The 16,601-nt window shown below is 72.8% G+C and carries 15 protein-coding genes; 8 read left to right on the top strand and 7 right to left on the bottom strand.

Features of this window, described 5'->3' with window-relative positions; all coding sequences use genetic code 11:
* Positions 1-69: 69 nt before the first annotated feature.
* The 4 genes from lanL to ACZ6R9_RS16930 form a co-directional block, all read right to left on the bottom strand.
* A complete protein-coding gene (gene lanL, locus ACZ6R9_RS16945; RefSeq protein ID WP_465538713.1) occupies positions 70-2,568 on the bottom strand; it encodes a class IV lanthionine synthetase LanL in 2,499 nt (832 codons plus the stop codon).
* 2 nt (positions 2,569-2,570) lie between these two features.
* Entirely contained in the window at positions 2,571-2,732 is a 162-nt protein-coding gene (locus ACZ6R9_RS16940; protein WP_198520389.1) for an SflA family class IV lanthipeptide, read from the bottom strand.
* 196 nt (positions 2,733-2,928) lie between these two features.
* On the bottom strand, positions 2,929-5,184 hold the full coding sequence (locus ACZ6R9_RS16935) for an MMPL family transporter (RefSeq protein WP_465538712.1): 2,256 nt from the start codon (positions 5,182-5,184) through the stop codon (positions 2,929-2,931).
* Between the two features lie 164 nt (positions 5,185-5,348).
* Positions 5,349-5,837: a protein-tyrosine phosphatase family protein gene (locus ACZ6R9_RS16930; protein WP_465538711.1), complete on the bottom strand. Its 489-nt coding sequence runs from the start codon at positions 5,835-5,837 to the stop codon at positions 5,349-5,351.
* A gap of 377 nt (positions 5,838-6,214) precedes the next feature.
* Here ACZ6R9_RS16930 and ACZ6R9_RS16925 point away from each other — a divergent pair, with 377 nt between their 5' ends.
* Together ACZ6R9_RS16925 and ACZ6R9_RS16920 are read left to right on the top strand one after the other, a co-directional pair.
* Positions 6,215-7,096: a hypothetical protein gene (locus ACZ6R9_RS16925; protein WP_465538710.1), complete on the top strand. Its 882-nt coding sequence runs from the start codon at positions 6,215-6,217 to the stop codon at positions 7,094-7,096.
* Between the two features lie 507 nt (positions 7,097-7,603).
* Positions 7,604-8,224 (top strand): hypothetical protein, encoded by a 621-nt coding sequence (locus tag ACZ6R9_RS16920; protein ID WP_465538709.1) that lies wholly within the window; start codon positions 7,604-7,606, stop codon positions 8,222-8,224.
* 61 nt (positions 8,225-8,285) lie between these two features.
* On the opposite strand, the gene ACZ6R9_RS16915 is transcribed toward ACZ6R9_RS16920, so the two are convergent.
* Positions 8,286-8,930, bottom strand: a complete 645-nt coding sequence (locus ACZ6R9_RS16915) for a response regulator (RefSeq protein ID WP_465538708.1) — start codon at positions 8,928-8,930, stop codon at positions 8,286-8,288.
* Positions 8,927-9,988: a sensor histidine kinase gene (locus tag ACZ6R9_RS16910; protein ID WP_465538707.1), complete on the bottom strand. Its 1,062-nt coding sequence runs from the start codon at positions 9,986-9,988 to the stop codon at positions 8,927-8,929. The genes ACZ6R9_RS16915 and ACZ6R9_RS16910 overlap by 4 nt, the downstream gene beginning before the upstream one ends.
* A gap of 242 nt (positions 9,989-10,230) precedes the next feature.
* Here ACZ6R9_RS16910 and ACZ6R9_RS16905 point away from each other — a divergent pair, with 242 nt between their 5' ends.
* Positions 10,231-10,758, top strand: a complete 528-nt coding sequence (locus ACZ6R9_RS16905) for a hypothetical protein (RefSeq protein WP_465538706.1) — start codon at positions 10,231-10,233, stop codon at positions 10,756-10,758.
* A 259-nt stretch (positions 10,759-11,017) separates the two neighbouring features.
* On the top strand, positions 11,018-11,815 hold the full coding sequence (locus ACZ6R9_RS16900) for a maleylpyruvate isomerase family mycothiol-dependent enzyme (RefSeq protein WP_465538705.1): 798 nt from the start codon (positions 11,018-11,020) through the stop codon (positions 11,813-11,815).
* Positions 11,816-12,007: 192 nt separating this feature from the next.
* Here the strand turns inward: ACZ6R9_RS16900 and ACZ6R9_RS16895 are convergent, their stop codons facing one another.
* Positions 12,008-12,964 carry an SGNH/GDSL hydrolase family protein gene (locus ACZ6R9_RS16895; protein WP_465538704.1) on the bottom strand — a complete coding sequence of 319 codons (957 nt, stop codon included), beginning with the start codon at positions 12,962-12,964 and terminating at the stop codon, positions 12,008-12,010.
* 442 nt (positions 12,965-13,406) lie between these two features.
* Here ACZ6R9_RS16895 and ACZ6R9_RS16890 point away from each other — a divergent pair, with 442 nt between their 5' ends.
* The 4 genes from ACZ6R9_RS16890 to ACZ6R9_RS16875 all read left to right on the top strand — a co-directional run bounded on the left by ACZ6R9_RS16890 (position 13,407) and on the right by ACZ6R9_RS16875 (position 16,316).
* Positions 13,407-13,760 carry a DUF1508 domain-containing protein gene (locus ACZ6R9_RS16890; RefSeq protein WP_380480555.1) on the top strand — a complete coding sequence of 118 codons (354 nt, stop codon included), beginning with the start codon at positions 13,407-13,409 and terminating at the stop codon, positions 13,758-13,760.
* Positions 13,757-14,137 carry a hypothetical protein gene (locus ACZ6R9_RS16885; RefSeq protein ID WP_465538703.1) on the top strand — a complete coding sequence of 127 codons (381 nt, stop codon included), beginning with the start codon at positions 13,757-13,759 and terminating at the stop codon, positions 14,135-14,137. Before ACZ6R9_RS16890 ends, ACZ6R9_RS16885 begins: the two co-directional genes overlap by 4 nt.
* Positions 14,138-14,491: 354 nt before the next feature.
* Positions 14,492-15,511, top strand: a complete 1,020-nt coding sequence (locus ACZ6R9_RS16880; protein WP_465538702.1) for a substrate-binding domain-containing protein — start codon at positions 14,492-14,494, stop codon at positions 15,509-15,511.
* Between the two features lie 220 nt (positions 15,512-15,731).
* A complete protein-coding gene (locus ACZ6R9_RS16875) occupies positions 15,732-16,316 on the top strand; it encodes a hypothetical protein (protein WP_380480561.1) in 585 nt (194 codons plus the stop codon).
* Positions 16,317-16,601 lie beyond the last annotated feature (285 nt).

Raw genomic sequence — 16,601 nt, 5'->3', positions numbered from 1 at the left:
GTGGGGCCGGAACCTGACGGACGGTCCCGCAGCACCTCTTGGACTTCGACCGGCCTGTTGTGCGGTCCGTCAGGGGAGCAGTGCGGGGCCGTCGGCCTCGGTGGGGTCGGCGAGGCGGCGGAGGAAGGTGAGGACGCCGGCGGTGCCGGTGGCGTAGGGGAAGGCGGGGTGGGTGAGGCCGGGGTCGGGGAAGACGGGGCGGGTCGGAGGGCCGGCGGTGCGGGTGAGGAGGAGGGTGGCGACGGTGGTGGCGGCCTCGTGGAACTCCTCGGCGATGGGGGCGAGTTCGAGCATCAAGTGGCCCACGCCGGCCAGGCCGCAGCACTGGGTGACCAGGGGCATGCGCGGGGCGATGGCCAGGCAGGTGCGGGCGGACTGTTCGGCGAGGGCGCGGTAGGTGGGGTCGGCGAGCCGGTCCGCGGCGCGGGTCAGGACGGTGCCGATTCCGGCCAGGCCGCGGCACCAGGAGCCGTAACGGCGGGTGGCCGCAGGGTGGTTGGCGGCGGCGAGGATCGCGGGGGTGGCGGCGGCGAGCTGCGCGCAGGCCCGGTGGGCGTGCTCCAGGGCGGCCGGATCGCCGGTGGTGTGGGCGTACTCGAGGAGGAAGTACGCGACCCCGGCTTCGCCGTGGGCGAGCCCCTGGGACAGGGCGGCGTCGCCCGGGCGCGGCTCGGCGGTGGGGGTGAGGCGGGCGCGGCCGGTGGTGAGCCGGTCGTGGCAGGCGGCGGCGACGGCGAGGTGGCGGGTGGCGTGGCGGTGGTCGCGGTGGGCCAGCAGGAGGTGGCCGAGGCCGATGCCCGCGACGCCGTCGATCAGGTCGGCCTCCGGCGGGCCGCTGCCGTCGGGGCCGTGCGCGGGGAGGGCGATGGTGGTGGCGGGAGGCCGGTCGGCGGCGGTGAGGAAGAGATCGACGCCGGTGCGGCCGGAATACAACCCCGGTGGCAGCGTGCGGCTTTGGCGTGCGGTCCAGTCAGCGAGCGCGGTGACGGCGTCGCGGACGCCCGGGCGGTGGAGGTGGTGGAGGAGTTCCAGGCCCAGGCCGGCGCTGCCGCTGTAGAGGTCGATGGGGGTCGGGACGGCGGTGCGGGCGGAGAGTTCGGGGTCGGCGATCCGCCGGGCCTCGGCGACGCAGTACGCGGCGGTGTGGTCGAGGATCTCGGCGAGCAGATCGGGGGACAGGCGCGGGCCGGTGCGCGTGAACTCCGGTGTGGCGGCGGGTGGTTGGGAGCCCTTGCGGAGGTGCTCGGCGCCCGTCGTGCGGGCGGTGGCGTCGAGGTCGGTCAACTCGGCGATCAGGGCGCTGACTTGGTGGTGGGACGGGCCGGGGAGGGCGAACTCCAGGGCGGCGAGGGTGCGTTCGCGGTTGACGGCCGGGTTGGAGTCGAGGATCACCGGGTCCATGCCGGTGGCGGCGAAGTACAGCGTCATGCCCAACCCGTAGTAGTCGTCGGCGGGTTGGGCCGCGAGGCCGGGGAGGACGACGGGGTCGCTGTAGCCGGGGGTGGAGCCGGCGGGGCCGGTGCCGTGGACGGCGCTGGTGCCGAAGTCGATCAGCTGGGGGTGCCCGTCGGGGGTGAGGACCACGTTGTTGGGCTTGAGGTCGCGGACGGTCACGCCGTGCCGGTGGACGGCGTCCAGGATCCGGAGCAGCTCGCGGGCCAGCGTGAGCAGCCGACGTGGGCCCAACTCGCCGTCGCGGTAAGGGCCGTGGGTCTGGACGTCGCGGCGAAGGTCGCGGTCGCCGCAGCTGGTCATCACCAGGTACTCGTCGTCGCGGTGCCGGAAGTAGTCGAGCGCGCGGGGCAGGCCGGGGGCGTCGGCGAGCAGGTCGAGCACGGCCCGCTCGTGGCGCAGGCGGTCGCGGGTGTCGGCGCCCTGCGCGTCCTCGGCTACGTACGCCCGGGCCTGTTTGACCACCACGGCGGTGCCGGTGGCCTGGTCGAGTGCGCGGTAGACGTTGCCCTGCGGCTTGCGGGTGATGCCGCCGGTGACGCGGTAACGGCCGCCGCCGAAACCGGAGTTGGCGGTGGGTGCGGGCGGCGCGAACGGGTCCTCGGCCCAGGGCGGGCAGCGGTAGGCGGTGGCGGCCAGGCCGTCGAAGACCCGGCCGTCGGGGCCGGTCATCACGGATTCGAGGCGTCCGCTGCGGCCGGTGCGGTACTGGCCGGTGAACGGGCCGTACCGGTAGTACACCGGGGCGTCGGGGTCGAGGCGGCGGTCGCTGACGATCTGCGGGCCCTGGTGTCCGCGCAGTACGGTGACCAAGGCTTCGGCCAGCGGCCGGAGTTCGTCCGGCGCGGGGTAGAGCGTGAGTGCCTTGCCGACCGAAGCAGCGTTCTTGGTACCGGAGTTGAGGGTGCGCAGGGTGTCCGGGTCGCGGGCCCACTTGGCGTGGCAGACGTGGCGCTCCAGCACGGGCAGGACGAGGGCGGTGACAGCGCTCAGCATGCTGGGGCGGGTGGAGATGTGGAGCTTCCAGCCGTGCTCCATCGCCGGCATCCGCGGATCGTGCAGGTACGACCAGATGTCGTCGGACCAGCTGCGGCGGCCGGCGATGGGCGCGGTCACTGTCAGCGGTCGCAGGCGATGCGGGTGGTGGCGGTCACCCACGGGTCGGCCAGGCAGGCCGTGGGGTCGTGGTCGGCACGGTCGTCGTCCTCGAAGACGAGGATCTCGTCGTCGACCAGCAGCGGACCGGCATCGCGGATCTCGGTGAGGGTGGCAACGGGCATGTGACGCCTCCAGGTCGTGTGGTGTCTCCGGCTGCCGCCGGGGGTCGGCGAACGCCGAGGACGGCGCGGCCCGGTGGGGCCGACGTCCTGGAGCATGAAGGTATGGAGCTTCGGTGGAGCTGACAAGAGGGCAGGGCGGACCGATTTCACAGGACGGCCACAATTGGTGGGTGGGCGATCGGATCGGGAGACGAGATCAACTTCCGTGCGGCGGTGCGCTGTTGTCACCCTCGGTAGCGATGTGCGGAAGCAGTCGGTCCAGCCGGCGGGGCGTCCACCAGGCGGCGTCGCCGAGCAGCGTCATCGCGGCGGGGACCATCAGGAGCCGCACCACGGTCGCGTCGATCAGCACGCTGACGGCCAGGCCGAGGCCCATCATCTTGATCACCACGTTGTCGCTGACGATGAACGCCGCGAACACGCTCACCATGATCAGTGCGGCGCAGGTGATCACCCGGGCCGTGGTCTCCAGCGCATGCGCCACCGCGCCCCGGCTGTCGCCCGTCACCAGCCAGCGCTCGTGCACCCGGGAGAGCAGGAACACCTCGTAGTCCATGCTGAGGCCGAACACGATCGCGAACATCATCATCGGCACGTAACTCTCGATCGGGACCTTGCCCGACACCCCGAGCGCCGGCCCGCCCCAGCCCCACTGGAACACCGCGACCAGCACCCCGTACGAGGCGGCGATCGACACCAGGTTGAGGATCGCCGCCTTCAACGCGACCAGCGGCGCCCGGAACACCAGCAGGATGATCAGAAAGGCGAGCGCGACGACCACCGCGATGATCGGCAGCAGCCGGCTCGCCACCAGATTCAGGAAGTCCACCTGCGCCGCCGTGGTGCCGGTGACGTACGTGGCGGCGGCCGTCCCCCGGACGGCGTTCGGCAGCACGGTGTCCGCCAGGTGGCCGACCAGGTCGGTGGTGGCCTCGTCCTGCGGGGCCTGCGCCGGAGTGACGGTGGTGAACAGCACGTCACCGTCGCCGCTGGTCTGCCACGGCGCGGTGCTCGCCGTGTTCGGCACGCCCGTCAGCGCCTGCTGCACGGACGACGCGAGCGCGGGACGGTCCGCGGCCGGGACCGCCGTCTGATCGACCACCACCGTGAGCGGCCCGTTGGAGCCGGGCCCGAACGCGGCGGACATCAGGTCGAACGCCCGCCGGTCGGTGAACGACACCGGGTCCGCCCCGTCGTCGATGTGCCCGAGCTGGATCGACGGCAGCGGCACCGCCAGGACCAGCACCGTCACCAGCCCCGCCGCCAGGTACCACCACGGACGGCGCTCGACCCGCCGCGCGTAGCGGTGCCACAGACCCGTCGCCGACGCGTCGTCGGGACCGGTGCCCTCGGCGACCGGCGTGCGCACGGTGAAACGATCCATCCGGCGGCCGATCAGCCCCATCATCGCGGGCAGCAGCGTCAGCGCGCCGCACACCGCCGTCACCACCGTGACACCCGCGGCGAGGCCCAGCTTCGCCATGAACGCGATGCCCGACACCGACAGCCCCGCCAGCGCGATCGCCACCGCGCAGCCGGAGATCAGCACCGCCCGGCCGCTGGTCGCCACCGCGTGGCCCGCCGCCGCCGGCGGGTCCGCACCGTTCATCAGGTTCTGCCGGTGACGGGTCAGCAGGAACAGCGCGTAGTCGATGCCGACGCCCAGTCCGATCATCGTGGCGAGTGTCGGCGCGACCGTCGCGAACGTGCTCAGCGCCGCCAGCAGACCCAGCAGCCCGAGGCCCACCACCACCGCGACCAGCGCGCTGACCAGGGGTAGTCCCGCCGCGATCACGCTGCCGAAACCGACCATCAGCACCAGCACCGCCACCGCGAACCCGATCAGCTCGCTCACCCGGTCGTCCGGCGCCGGCCGCGCCAACTCGCCCAGCGGACCGCCGTACTCGACCTGCACCCCCGCCTGCCGCAGCGGCGCCACCGCGGCGTCCGCCTGCGACAGATAACCGGTGCCGAAGGTGGCCGGATTGGCATCGAAGCGCACCGTGATGTACGCCGTACGCCCGTCCGAGGAGAGCGGGCCGCCGGGCGGCGCGCTCTGCCCCGGCGGCGGCAACGGATCCTGTGCGGACAGCACGTGCGGCAGGTGCTGGAGGGACGTCACCGCCTGGTTCACCTGGGCCTGGAAGTCCGTCAGCGGCTGGTCGTCGTGCAGCACCACCTGCGCGCTCGTCCCGCCCGCAGACGGTTCGTGCGCCTGAAGCACCTCGCGGCCGTTCTGGGCCTGCGTACCGGGCAAGGAGAAATCGTCCGAATACGCACCGCCTACGGTCCGGTTGGCGACCTGCACGCCCGCAAGCACCAGCAGCCACCCGACGATCACCACCACCGAATGCCGCGCACACCACGTGCCCACCCACCACAGCAACCCCCGGCGCGGAGCTGCCGAACGGGGCTCGGACCGGTCCTCCGACGCGGGCATCGTCCCTCCCATGGGTCCACCGTCACCACGCACAGTGATCGGAGCTTCAGACGGTAGGCGGGCCCGGTCTGCCCGCGAGTGCGCCTGTGGCGCGACACGGGTGAACCACCCGAACGCCAGGTCGGGGCGCGGGTGTCAGGGTGCGGGCGTCGGGGTGCGGGTCAGGGTTTGAGGCGTCAGGGCGCGGGCGTCAGCTCGTCGGTCCAGGCGCGCTGTTCGGCGGTGTCCGGGACGGGGAGACCGCGGGCGTGGGCGATGCGTGCCCAGGCGGTGTCGGCGTCGAGTCCGTCGAGGATCAGGGTGGACGCCGCGAGCAGGGAGGACCGGCCGATACCGGCGCGGCAGTGGATCACCAGGTGGGCGCCCGCTCGGAGGAGGGTGGTCAACTCGTCCAGCTTCGGCCGGACTTGGGAGTGGGCGGGAGTGGTGAAGTCCGGAATCGGCAGGCTGTGGAAGTGGAGTCCGGCCGCGACGGCGAGCTCCGGTTCGGCGCTGAGCCCGAGTTCGGCGCACTCCGGCGGAGTCAGGGCGCTGACCAGGTCCGTGACTCCGGCGGCGGCGAGCGCCGCCAACTCCTCGGCCAGCCAGTCGCCGCCGCGCGGCCGGGCCATGGTGCTCAGGCGGCCGGGGCCGGGCCGTTCGACGGTGAACAGGGTGGGGCGCATGCGTGGGGTTCCCTTTCGGGTTGACGGGCGCGGTGGTTGAGGCCGGAGATGCCGCTGCGGCGGTGGACCCGTTTGCGGAGGAGCGCCAGAACGGCCGGGGAGCGCCAGAACGGCGTGGGCGCGCCGGAACGGCGGGCGGCCGGGCTTGCTCGGCAAGGACGGGTGGAGGCGCGCGATATGGCCCGCGCGCGTTCGACGGTTGTCGAAGATAGCACCATCTGTTGTGGGCCGGTTGTGGGTGAAGCGCCCTCGGTGCGTCGGCGGCCTGTTCGTGCGGCGAAGGATTTTGCCTCTGCTGGGGAGTGGCATTGCGTCATCTTGGTGCGTGTTATCTTCGCGGTCGAAGTTCCTGGAGCACATCTTCGAGGGGGGAGATCATGCGCCGAAGCGTGATCCGTACTGCGGCGGCCGGCCTGCTGGCCGCCGCTGCCATGGTCGGCCTGGTGCCGACCGCCCAGGCGGCCGACCCGGTGCCGCCGACGCCCAAGTGCACGCTGCCGACCGACCCGTACCCGGGCGCGGTCGAGTTCTATCAGGGGCGCGAACTGCGGTCGGGTGACAGCCTGGTCGGCAAGGACAACGAGTCCAGCCTGGTGATGGAGGCCGACGGCAACCTGGTGCTCTACCTGCTCAACTCCACGGGCGGTCCGAAGCACGTGATCTGGAGCAGCGGCACCTCGGGCCACCCCGGCGCGTACGCCGTCCTGCAGCGGGACAGCAACTTCGTGGTGTACCAGGCCGGCGGCAGTGCGGAGACCGGCGGCGCGCTCTGGTCCTCCAACACCTGGGGGCAGAACGGAGCCGTCCTGAGGCTCTACCCGGGTGCCGTGGTCCACGTGGACACCTGGGGCCAGGGGTGGAGCACCAGCACCTTCGAGATGCCGTCCGCCTTCTGCCCGGACATTCCGAGCTCGCCGGGGCTGATCACCTCGGGCTCGTGGGCGCAGTCCGCCTCGGTCTGGCTGGTCATCCAGCGGGACGGGAACATCGTGATGTACCGCAAGCGCGACGACAAGGCGATCTGGTCCTCCGGCACCTGGGGCCACGACGGCGCCATGCTGCGCATGCAGGAGGACGGCAACCTGGTGCTCTACAAGCCGGCCGCCCATCTGACCGACGCGATCTGGGCCACCGGCACCTCGTGGAGCCCCGGTGCGTACGCGCTGCTCCAGGACGACGGCAACTTCGTCATCTACAAGCGTGGCGGGAGCCCGAGCACGGGTGGGGCGATCTGGTCCACGGGGACCTTTGGGCAGTAACTCCCTTCCGTGAACGGTTGCTGAGCGTCGCCCCGGCCGGGGTGGCGCTCAGCTGCGGGCGCGGGCCACGATGGGGTACGAACTCTCACCGAATACGGCCGGCCCTTCCGGGAACTGTTGCGGGAGGATTTCTGGACGGTCGTTCGTGTCGGCCTCACCGGCGGGGCTGACGACGCCGAACTGGCCGCCGCCAGTTGCGAGTTCCGCTGTTTCGGTGATGAGACGTCCGCGTACTACCAGGCTGTGTGGCGCGAAAGGGCGCGGGCCAGGGGCGAAGCGCCGGGCGCGACGGCAGGTGTTGTTGGTCCGGCGGGCAGGAGCAGGTGCGACGGGGCGGGCGACCGCCCTGGGCGGGATCTCTTGCGGTGCGGAAGGTACTGGGGGTGGCGCGTGTCCGCCACACCGATGCGTCCGAACTCGCCGTCCACGTACGGGAACTGGGCCACTGGCGGCGGTCGGGCCGCCCCGTTGCCGTCGAATGGTCGGCGACCCGGCACACTTGACCTCATGAGTTCCTCCCCCGTCGCCGCCCCCTGTCCTCCCGTCGCTCCGATCGCCGCCGGCGAGGACCGGTTGCCGCTGACCGAGACCCGGCGGGCCGAGCTGCTCGACTCGCTCAACGACGCCGTTCGGCGCCCCGAACTCTTCGGTGGCACGGCGGCCGTGGTCGAGCTGCTCGATGCGCTGAACGGTGAGCGCGGCACGGCCTGGATCGCCGACACCAACGCCCGCAACGTCTCCACCCTGCTGCGCGGCGGCTTCGGCGAGGCGGACGCGCCGCTGGTCGCCTCGCAGTACGGCGAGGACGCCCACCGGCGGGGCTGGCTGCGACTGGACCGGGCGCTGGGCGGCGAGGAGCTGCGGGGGCTGCTCGACCGCGTCCTGGACTGGGCCGAGGACCGCCGTCAACTGGCGGATGTGATCAGCGAGTTCGGCGAGCCTTCGGTGGTGTACGGCGACCCCGCGCCGGACGCCCCGAAGACCTTCGGTTACGCGAGCGAGGACCGCGACGCGCCCGTTGCCGCGTTCCACTTCGGGGCGCACGGCGTGCTGTACGCGGTGCGGATCGGCGAGAACCTGCTCGGCGACTGGGCCCTCACCTCGGACGGGGTGAAGCTGTTCGACTGAGCTCGGCCGTGCGCGGAGTGCGTCGCGGCGGCCAGTGGCGGTCAGTCGCGGTCAGCGCCGGTCAGTGGCGGCGGTGGGCCAGGGCCCAGGCGGCGATGCCGACGCGGTTGCGGGTGGCGAGTTTGCGCTGGATGTTGGCCAGGTGGTTCTTGACGGTGCCGGGGGAGAGGAACAGATCGGCCGCGATCTCGGCGTTGGTCGCACCGTCCGAGACGAGTTCGGCGATCTGCCGCTCGCGCGGGCTGAGCGCCTCGCGCGGGGCCTGCTGGGACGGTTCCGGCGGGGCGTAGTGCCGCAGCAGCCGGAGTGTCAACTGCGGGCTGATCAGGGTGTCTCCGGCCATCGCGGCGCGAATCGCCTCCGCCAGCAGGGCGGGGCTGGAGCGCTTGAGCAGGAAGCCGGTGGCCCCGTTGCGGAGCGCCGTGTGGACGTACTCGTCGAGGTCGAAGGTGGTGACGACGACCACCCGGAGCGGGTCGGCGACGTCCGGCCCGGCCAGCTGGTAGGTGAGGTCCAGGCCGTCGAGGTGCGGCATGCGGATGTCGGCGAGGACGACGTCCGGCCGTATTCGGCGGGCGAGTTGGAGCGCGGTGCGGCCGTCGGCGGCGTCGGCGACGACCTGCATGTCGGGCTGGGCGTCGAGGATGATCCGGTATGCGGTGCGGATGTCCTCGTGGTCGTCGGCGAGCAGGATCCGGATGGTCACGGGGTCTCCGGGAGAGGGGTCGGGGCGGTCGGGGCTTGCGGGAAGGTGGCGCTGATCTGCCAGCCGTCCGGGACGGGGCCGGCCCGGAAGGTGCCGCCGAGGGCCTCGACCCGGGCGGCGAGGCCCGCCAGGCCGTGACCGCCGCGCGGTCGCGAACGCCGGGCGGCGGACGGGCCGTCGTTGTGGACGAGCAGCTCCAACCGATCGCCGGTGCGGGCGAGTTCGATCCGGACGGTGCGGGCGGTCGGGGCGTGACGGCGGACGTTGGTGAGCGCCTCGACGGCGATCCGGTGGACGGTGGCGGCGCTCTCCCGCCCCACCGGGCCCGGGGCGATGGCGAGTTGGACGGCCGGGCCGCCGGTGGCGGTGAACCGGGCTGCCAGCTCCGGGAGTTCGTGCAGGCCGCCGTGCGCCCGTCGCCCTGAGCCGTCCTCGTGCTGGTCGGGGGAGCGCAGCAGTTCGACGGTGCGGTCGAGCGAGGAGAGGGCCTGCTGCCCGGCCTGCTCGATCCGGGCGAACAGTGCGGCCGCGAGCTCGGGCGACTGCTGGGCCAGCACCGTCCCGGCCTGCGCCTGCGCGACCATCCCGCTGACGTCGTGGGCGACGAAGTCGTGCAGGTCGTGGGCGAGTTCGAGGCGCTGGGCGTGCCGGGCGGCGGCCACGGCCTGCTCGCGCCGGCGGTCGAGGGAGTGCAGGTAGCGGCCGACCGTGCAGGCGGCGGCGACCGCGAGGGCACCGAACGCGAACAGCGGCGGCTCGAAGCCGACGAAGCGCATCGGCCAGCCGAACGCGGCCAGCGCCGGCCACAGCGCCGACCGGTGCCGCCCGTGCCGGACCGCGAGCGCCACCAGCCCCAGCAGCGCGGCGAGTTCGACCACCCCGGCCAGTCCGACGGCGGGCGCCCCGTCACGGTACGGACCGGCCCACCCGGCCGCGAGGCTGAGCGCGACCGAGAGCCCGGCAGCGGGCGCGGTCCACCGGGGCCGGTACAGCGACCACCCGGCCACGGCGCCGGAGACTGTGAACCCCGCTGCGCCCCAGGCGAGTTCGCCGCTCATGCGGTGGCCTCGGGCAGGTCCTGCCGAGCTGTGAAGGAGCGCTCCCGCGGGTACGCGGCTGCCCCCTGGTCCCCGTTCATGTGATCACCCTAGGGGCCGCGGGGGTGGGGGTGGGTGTGCCGATCGGCACATCCCGGGCTCGGGGACTGGCCGTTCGGCATCTGCCGGGGTGGTGGGGGAGGGCAGCAGAGTCCTGGGGGTGGCCGGCGGTCGGCCGGCAGGAGACGAGAAGAGGACGAACAGTGGGCGAGAACCTGGAACCCGCACCGCGCTGGGCCGTGCGGGCGGCGCAGGCGGCGGCCTGGTCGGTGGTGCCGTCGGGCCTGTGGCGGGTGGCCCTGGGCGTGGGCCTCCCGGTGGGCTTCCACGGCGACCTGGAGCGGATGTTCGGCCGCTGGATGCCCGGCTGGGGCACCGTCTACGTCCTGGCCCTGAGCGCACTGGCGGAGGCGCTGGCCTTCCTGACCCTGGGCCTGGTCCGCCCGTGGGGACGGCGGGTGCCCCGCTGGGTGCCGGGCTTCGGCGGACGGGCCCTCCCCGCCTGGGGGGCCCTGGTTCCGGCCGGGCTGGGGGCGCCGGCGGTCACGGCGGTGACCTGGTCCGCGGCCGTGGGCCCGTGGCAGCACAACATGAGCGACCCGGACTCGCCGCACGGCCTCGCGGGCGCGGTGATGACCCTGTGCTACCTGCCCCTGGTGGCCTGGGGCCCCCTGCTGGCGGCAGTGACGATCGACCACGCCCGCCGGGCCCGCCTCGCCGCCCGAGCCTGAGAAAGCGTGGGGCAATTGATCAACTCCGGGGTGAGGCAAGGGTGGTGACCTCCGCGCTGGAGCTTTCCGCGGAGAGTGTGTGGCTGTTCGTGCAAGCCTTGCTGTGGCTCGGAGTTGACGGATGCGCAATGGGTGGTGACCGATCCACTGCTGTCGCAGCGGCGGCGGTGCTGGACTCCCGGTCGGCCCGCAGTCACCAGGGCCCGGGCACGGCAATAATTGCTGTCCGGTGACCGCAGCGCGGTGATAGAAATCCGGCGTGCAAAAGACTCTTGAGCTCCCCGACTTGCTGCGACTGATCGACGAGCGGTCGGCCGCCTTCCGTGCCGCGGTCGCCGCCGCGCCCAGCCTCGACGTGCAGGTGCCGACCTGCCCCGACTGGACGCTGTTCGATCTGGTGAAGCACCTGGGCGGAGGAGACCGGTTCTGGGCCGCCGTCGTCGGCGCCGGGCCCGCCGGCGCTCCCCCGGCCGAGGCCACCGCCGTGCGCGCCGCCCTGGAGGTGCCGACGGAGCGCGAGGCGCTGCTGGACTGGCTGGCCGCATCGACGGAGCTGCTGCTGGGCGCCCTGCGGGAGGCGGGCCCGGAGAGCGGTTGCTGGGCGTGGTGGAGCCCGTTGCAGTCGCCGCACAGCTCCGGTGGGGTGGCCCGGCACCGGGTCCAGGAGACCGCCGTGCACACCTACGACGTCCAGCTCACCCTCGGCGACCCGGATCCGCTGCCGGCCGAGGTCGCGCTCGACGGCGTCGAGGAGTTCCTGTTCAGCTGCTGCGCGACGCCGAGCGCCTGGCCGCACGAGCCCACCACCTTCGACTTCCACGCCACCGAGGGCCGCTCCTGGCGCCTCACGGTCGACGCCGACGGCGCACGCACCACCAGCATCCCCGCGCCCGGCAGCACCGCCGGCCAGGACCTTGACCCGGCCGGCGCCGCCGTCCACGGCACGGCCGCCGAGCTGGTCCTCTTCTGTTACGACCGCATCCCGCTCGACTCCCTGCGCGTCGAAGGGGACGCCGAGCTGTTCGGCCTGCTCCGCGCCTGGGAGCCGGAGGAGTAGGACGCAGCGGAGCCGGCCGCCCCGGTCACTTCGCCGGGGCGGCGGCGACCTGCACGAGGTAGGCGCGTCGGGCTGCCCCCGGCGCCGTCCGGCCGTAGGGGGCGACGACCCGTCCGAAGCCCGGGTCGGGTGACGGGCGGGGCGCCGCTGTTCCCGAGGGGGCGGGTGCGTCCGTCCGCACCGGCCGCCGTTTCAGCCGCCGAGGATGGCGTCCTCGACCAAGGTGGCAGCGTTGGCCTGGCCCTTGACGTTGGGGTGCACCAGGGCGAACCGCAGCGGGACGATGCTGCTGAGGACGCCGTCCACCCAGCGGTCGGAGTCGCAGACGCTGTGACCGGCGCTGGAGGAGTACTGGTCGACGAAGCGGTCGCCGTGGGCGGCGGCCGCCTGCTGGATGACCGCGTTGAGCGGCTCCAGAACGGCGGTGCGGGCCCAGTCGAGGTCGCCGGCGGTGATGGTGTTGAACTGTGTGATGTCGCCGAACCGGCAGCGGGTGGCGTCCTCGGGAACGATGTGCGGGTACCCGACGGTGATCACCTTGGCGGTCGGCGCCTTGGCGTGCAGTGCGGTGAGCATCTGGTCGTACTGCCCACGCACGGTCTCGAACCGGACGGGCAGACTCGCCTCGAACTCGTCCTTGCAGGGCGTGCCGGTGTTGTTGGTGTCGTTGCCGAGTTCCATGCACTTCCTGAGGATCTCGGCGAAACCCAGCGTGTTGCCGCCGGCCCCGACGGTCAGCAGGTCCGTGTGCGCGCCGACGGCGTCGATCTGCGGCGGGACGGGTGCGAACGGGGCATCCGGGTCGGTGCCGTTGGGCGGCAGCGGACGGCCGAGCGGGGTCTGCTCCGCGCGATAGACGTTGTCGATGGTCGCGGCGCCGCAGCTGACGTTGTGCAGCTCGACCAGGGAGCCGAAGTCACGGCGAACGATCTCCGGGTACGACTCGGTGGTGCGGCCACAGCCGTCCGGCGGGTTCTCGAAGGTGTCCCCGGTCGCCTGGATCACCCCGGCGGTGTACGAGTCGCCGAGGGCGACCCACCGGAGAGCACCGGACCGGCCCTCGGCGTCAGCCGTGGAGGGAACGGCGAGGCCGGCGGCGAGGACCACAGTGGCGGTGGAAACGGCCAGGCGGGACAAGGTACGTGGCATGGTCTCTCCTCGATGAACGGACGGGAGGCCGAGGTTGTCGCCCCCCGGAAGGAGATCGTCCGGCCGCGCCGTGGGCTTGATGGCGCACACGAGTGAACGGCCGTCGGCAGCGGACCCGGTGGATCGGCCGCGGATGCACGGGCCGCCGATGGCCGGCCGGCTCGCGCGCGGTGGCGAACGACCGGTCGTCACCGGGGAGTTCTGTCACTCGCCGGAGCACTCCGCGGCCACCGGGTCGGTCGCGCATTAACAAGGGAGAACTTCGGGGCGAACAGAGGCAGCTCGGGAGGGATTCCGCTTTCGGGCGTTGTCCGTGCACCCATAGCGTTCGCAGCGTGACGATGTGCGTCCGGTTTCGTGCGTGTGTGCGGGGCGGGCGGGGCATGCGGTGCTGTGGCCGAGGGCGGTCTCGGGCCGGTGGAGACCCGGGGGGTGGCGGGCGGTGCGCGGGGAGGGTCTGTTCACGGAGCGGGCGGCGAACGGACGGTTCCAGTGGCAGTTGAAGGCGTTGAACGGGCGGGTGGTGGCGGTGTCCTCGTCCGTCTACGACTCGGCCGGGGACGCGGAGCGGGCGTTCGCCGAACTGGTGGCGCTGGGACCGGCGTTGGTGGCGCGGATCACCCATGTCCGGGGCGGGCCGGGGTGGACCTGGGTGGTGCCGGGGGTGCGGGGCAATCCGCTGGTCAAGTCCAGCCGGGCGTACGAGCGTTACGCGACCTGCCAGAACGCGTTCCGGCGGTTCATGGCGCTGCTGGCCCGGATGTCCGAGGCCGCCGCGCCCGGGGCCGGGCGGTGAGCGGCCCGCGGCTGGTGCCGGTGCGCGGTGCGGACGGGCGGGCCGGGTGGTCGCTGGTCGCCGCCAACGGGCGGCGGCTGGCAGCGGCCGTCCGGGGCTACCGTTCGGAGCGGGAACTGGCTTCCGGCGTCGCCGAGTTGCTTGCCGAGCGGGCGACGCTGCGGTTCGTGCTCAGCCAGCGCGAGGACCGGCAGTGGACCTGGACCGCGTACCTGCCGACCCGCAGCACCCGGGCCGGGGCGGGTGGCGGCGAGGCGGTGGCCCGCAGCGCCCGGGGTTATCTGCGGCGCGACCAGTGCCGGCAGAGCGTGGCCGGGTTCCTGCAGGGCGTCGAGCACGTCCAGCGGATGTGGCGAACGTCCGGGAACCCCTGGTGAGTTGAGGGACGCAGTAGCGGGCTTCCGACTGTCCGAGGGGTTCGTGCACGTCCGGGCGGTGTCGGTGGTGCGGGGGTGAAGCGGAGATGGCCGAGGTGCCCCCGTGAGCACACCTGGAGAAGAACGTGTCCATGGCGGGGAGGAATCGTGGAGGTGGCTCAAGTGGCTTCGTGAGCAGGGAAGTTGTGGCGCAGCGGTGCGGGCGGACGGCAGGGCGGGGGAGTGGGGAGAGGCTTCCCGACGGCCGTCGGCGGCGGCGAGGATCGCTCCGCCGGGAAGCCGCGGAGCTTCCCGGTACCGGACCCCGCCAGGTCCGGTCCAGCGAGGCACGATCCCCCTCGGAGGAAGAGGACCATGCGTCACACCGCTGCCAAGGCGCTCGCGGCCGTTGCGTTCACCGCCGCCCTGACGACTGTTGCCACCGTTCCCGCCATGGCGGACCCCGCCGCTCTCCCCGCCGCGAAGGACATCGTCGGCGCGGGCTCGGACACCACGCAGGCGCTGTTCAGCCAGTTCTCCACCGACTACAACGCGACCCTGCCGGCCACCGACACCACCACGCCGCGCCTGTACAGCTGGGACGCCACCGGCTCCCCCACCATCGTCCCGAAGGCCGGCGGCAACTCGATTCCCCGCCCGAACGGTTCGAGCGCCGGCATCAATACGCTGAACACCACCAACAACCTCACCCTGGACTTCGCCCGTTCCTCCCGCGCCGCCCAGCCCACCGACCCGGCGAACTTCGACTTCGTCGCCTTCGCCAAGGACGCGGTCACCTGGTCCGCCCCGACCGGCGGTCTCGCCCCGGCGAACCTGACCACCCTGAACCTGGTCGACATCTACACCTGCGTCAAGACCGACTGGTCGCAGCTCGGCGGCGGCTCCGGCGCCATCAAGCCGTACCTGCCGCAGAGCGGCTCCGGCACCCGCTCGTTCTTCCTGCAGGCCATCGGCAACATCACCCCCGGCACCTGCGTCACCAGCGGCCCGGAGGAGAACGAGGGCACCGACTCGCGGCTGGCCGACCCCGGTGCCATCTTCCCGTACTCCGTCGGCCACTACGTGGGCCAGCTGAACGGCCACACCTCCAGCACCGACAACCGCGGCAACCTGACCCTGCGCAGCGTCAACGGCGTCGCGCCGCTGACCTCGACCAACACCCTGAGCCCCGTTTTCGCCGGCGGCAGCTACGGCCGCGTCCTGTTCAACGTGCTGCGGGACGGCGACTACACCGCCACCACCACCCAGGGCACCGCGCTGCGCGCCATCTTCAGCCCCACCGGCTGGATCTGTGGCGCGACCGGCCGCGCCGACATCATCAGCTACGGCTTCCTGCCCCTGCCGGGCGCCGGCTGCGGCGCGATCATCCACTGACGTTCCCCTGTGCTCCACCGTCGCCGCCCGTCCCGCACTCACCGGGACGGGCGGCGGCCCGTAGCGGCGCACCCGCTGTGTACAACCGACCCCGTACCGAGCACTCCGTACCGAGCACTCCGTACCGAGCACTCCGTACCGAGCACTCCGTACCGAGCACTCCGTACCGAGCACCCCGCACCGAGCACCCACACCCCGCACTCAGCTTGAAGGAGCCACGATGTCCCGCACGTTCGCCCGGATCGCCGCCGCTGCCGCCGGCCTCGCGCTCGCCGCCACCGCCGCCTCCGCGACCACCGCCTCGGCCGCGCCGGCCGCCGGCAACGCGGTGATCCGCGAGAGCAACGCGTTCTTCCAGCAGGCCGCGCAGGCGGGCATCGTGGCCGTGCCGCTGCCCACCGCGACCGCCGGGTACGACGCGAGCACCGGCCTGTCGGCGAGCTTCCCCGTCACCGACGGCTCCGGCAACCTCGCCCAGTTCTACGGGAACATCCAGTTCGGCGGCGGCCTGCTGTTCGTCGACGCGCGGACCGGTAGCGCGGTCGCCTTCCGCCAGCTGGCGTTCTCCGTCGACAACTGGCAGGTCACGGGCGTCCCGGACGGCTCCACCACCCCGGTCGCGCTGTTCGATCCGGCCGGCGAGACCGTGGTCACCAAGAGCGGCACCACGCAGAACCTGTCCGCCTCCTCGCTGACCCTCGACCCGGCCGGCGCGCAGTACCTGGACGGCAAGCTGCGTACCTCCTTCTTCACCGCGGGCCAGAGCGTCGGATCCTTCACGGTGGCCTACACGCCCGCCTCCTGACGCGTCGTCAGAACCGCGCACCACACGTACCGCTCGCCCCACCAGGGTCGGGCGGTACGTGGCTTTGGGAGCTGATGGCACGTCAGTTCTCTTGATTCGAGCACCAATTGGGGTCTCGTACACCTGGTGGACAGCATCCGGTCAGACGTGAATGGCCGAATATCGTCGGAGCCGCCGAACGTCGCCGCTCCGCTCCCTGTCATCCGTGCGTGCCTGCTCCGGTGCGCCCGTCGCCGGAGGTGCTGTGCCGATGAGAGTCCGCCCGTCAGGGCCCAGAACCGGATC

This window comes from Kitasatospora sp. NPDC048662, assembly GCF_055587065.1.
The sequence above is the reverse complement of the archived record's forward strand: the minus strand, read 5'-3'. Positions and strand labels throughout refer to the sequence as shown.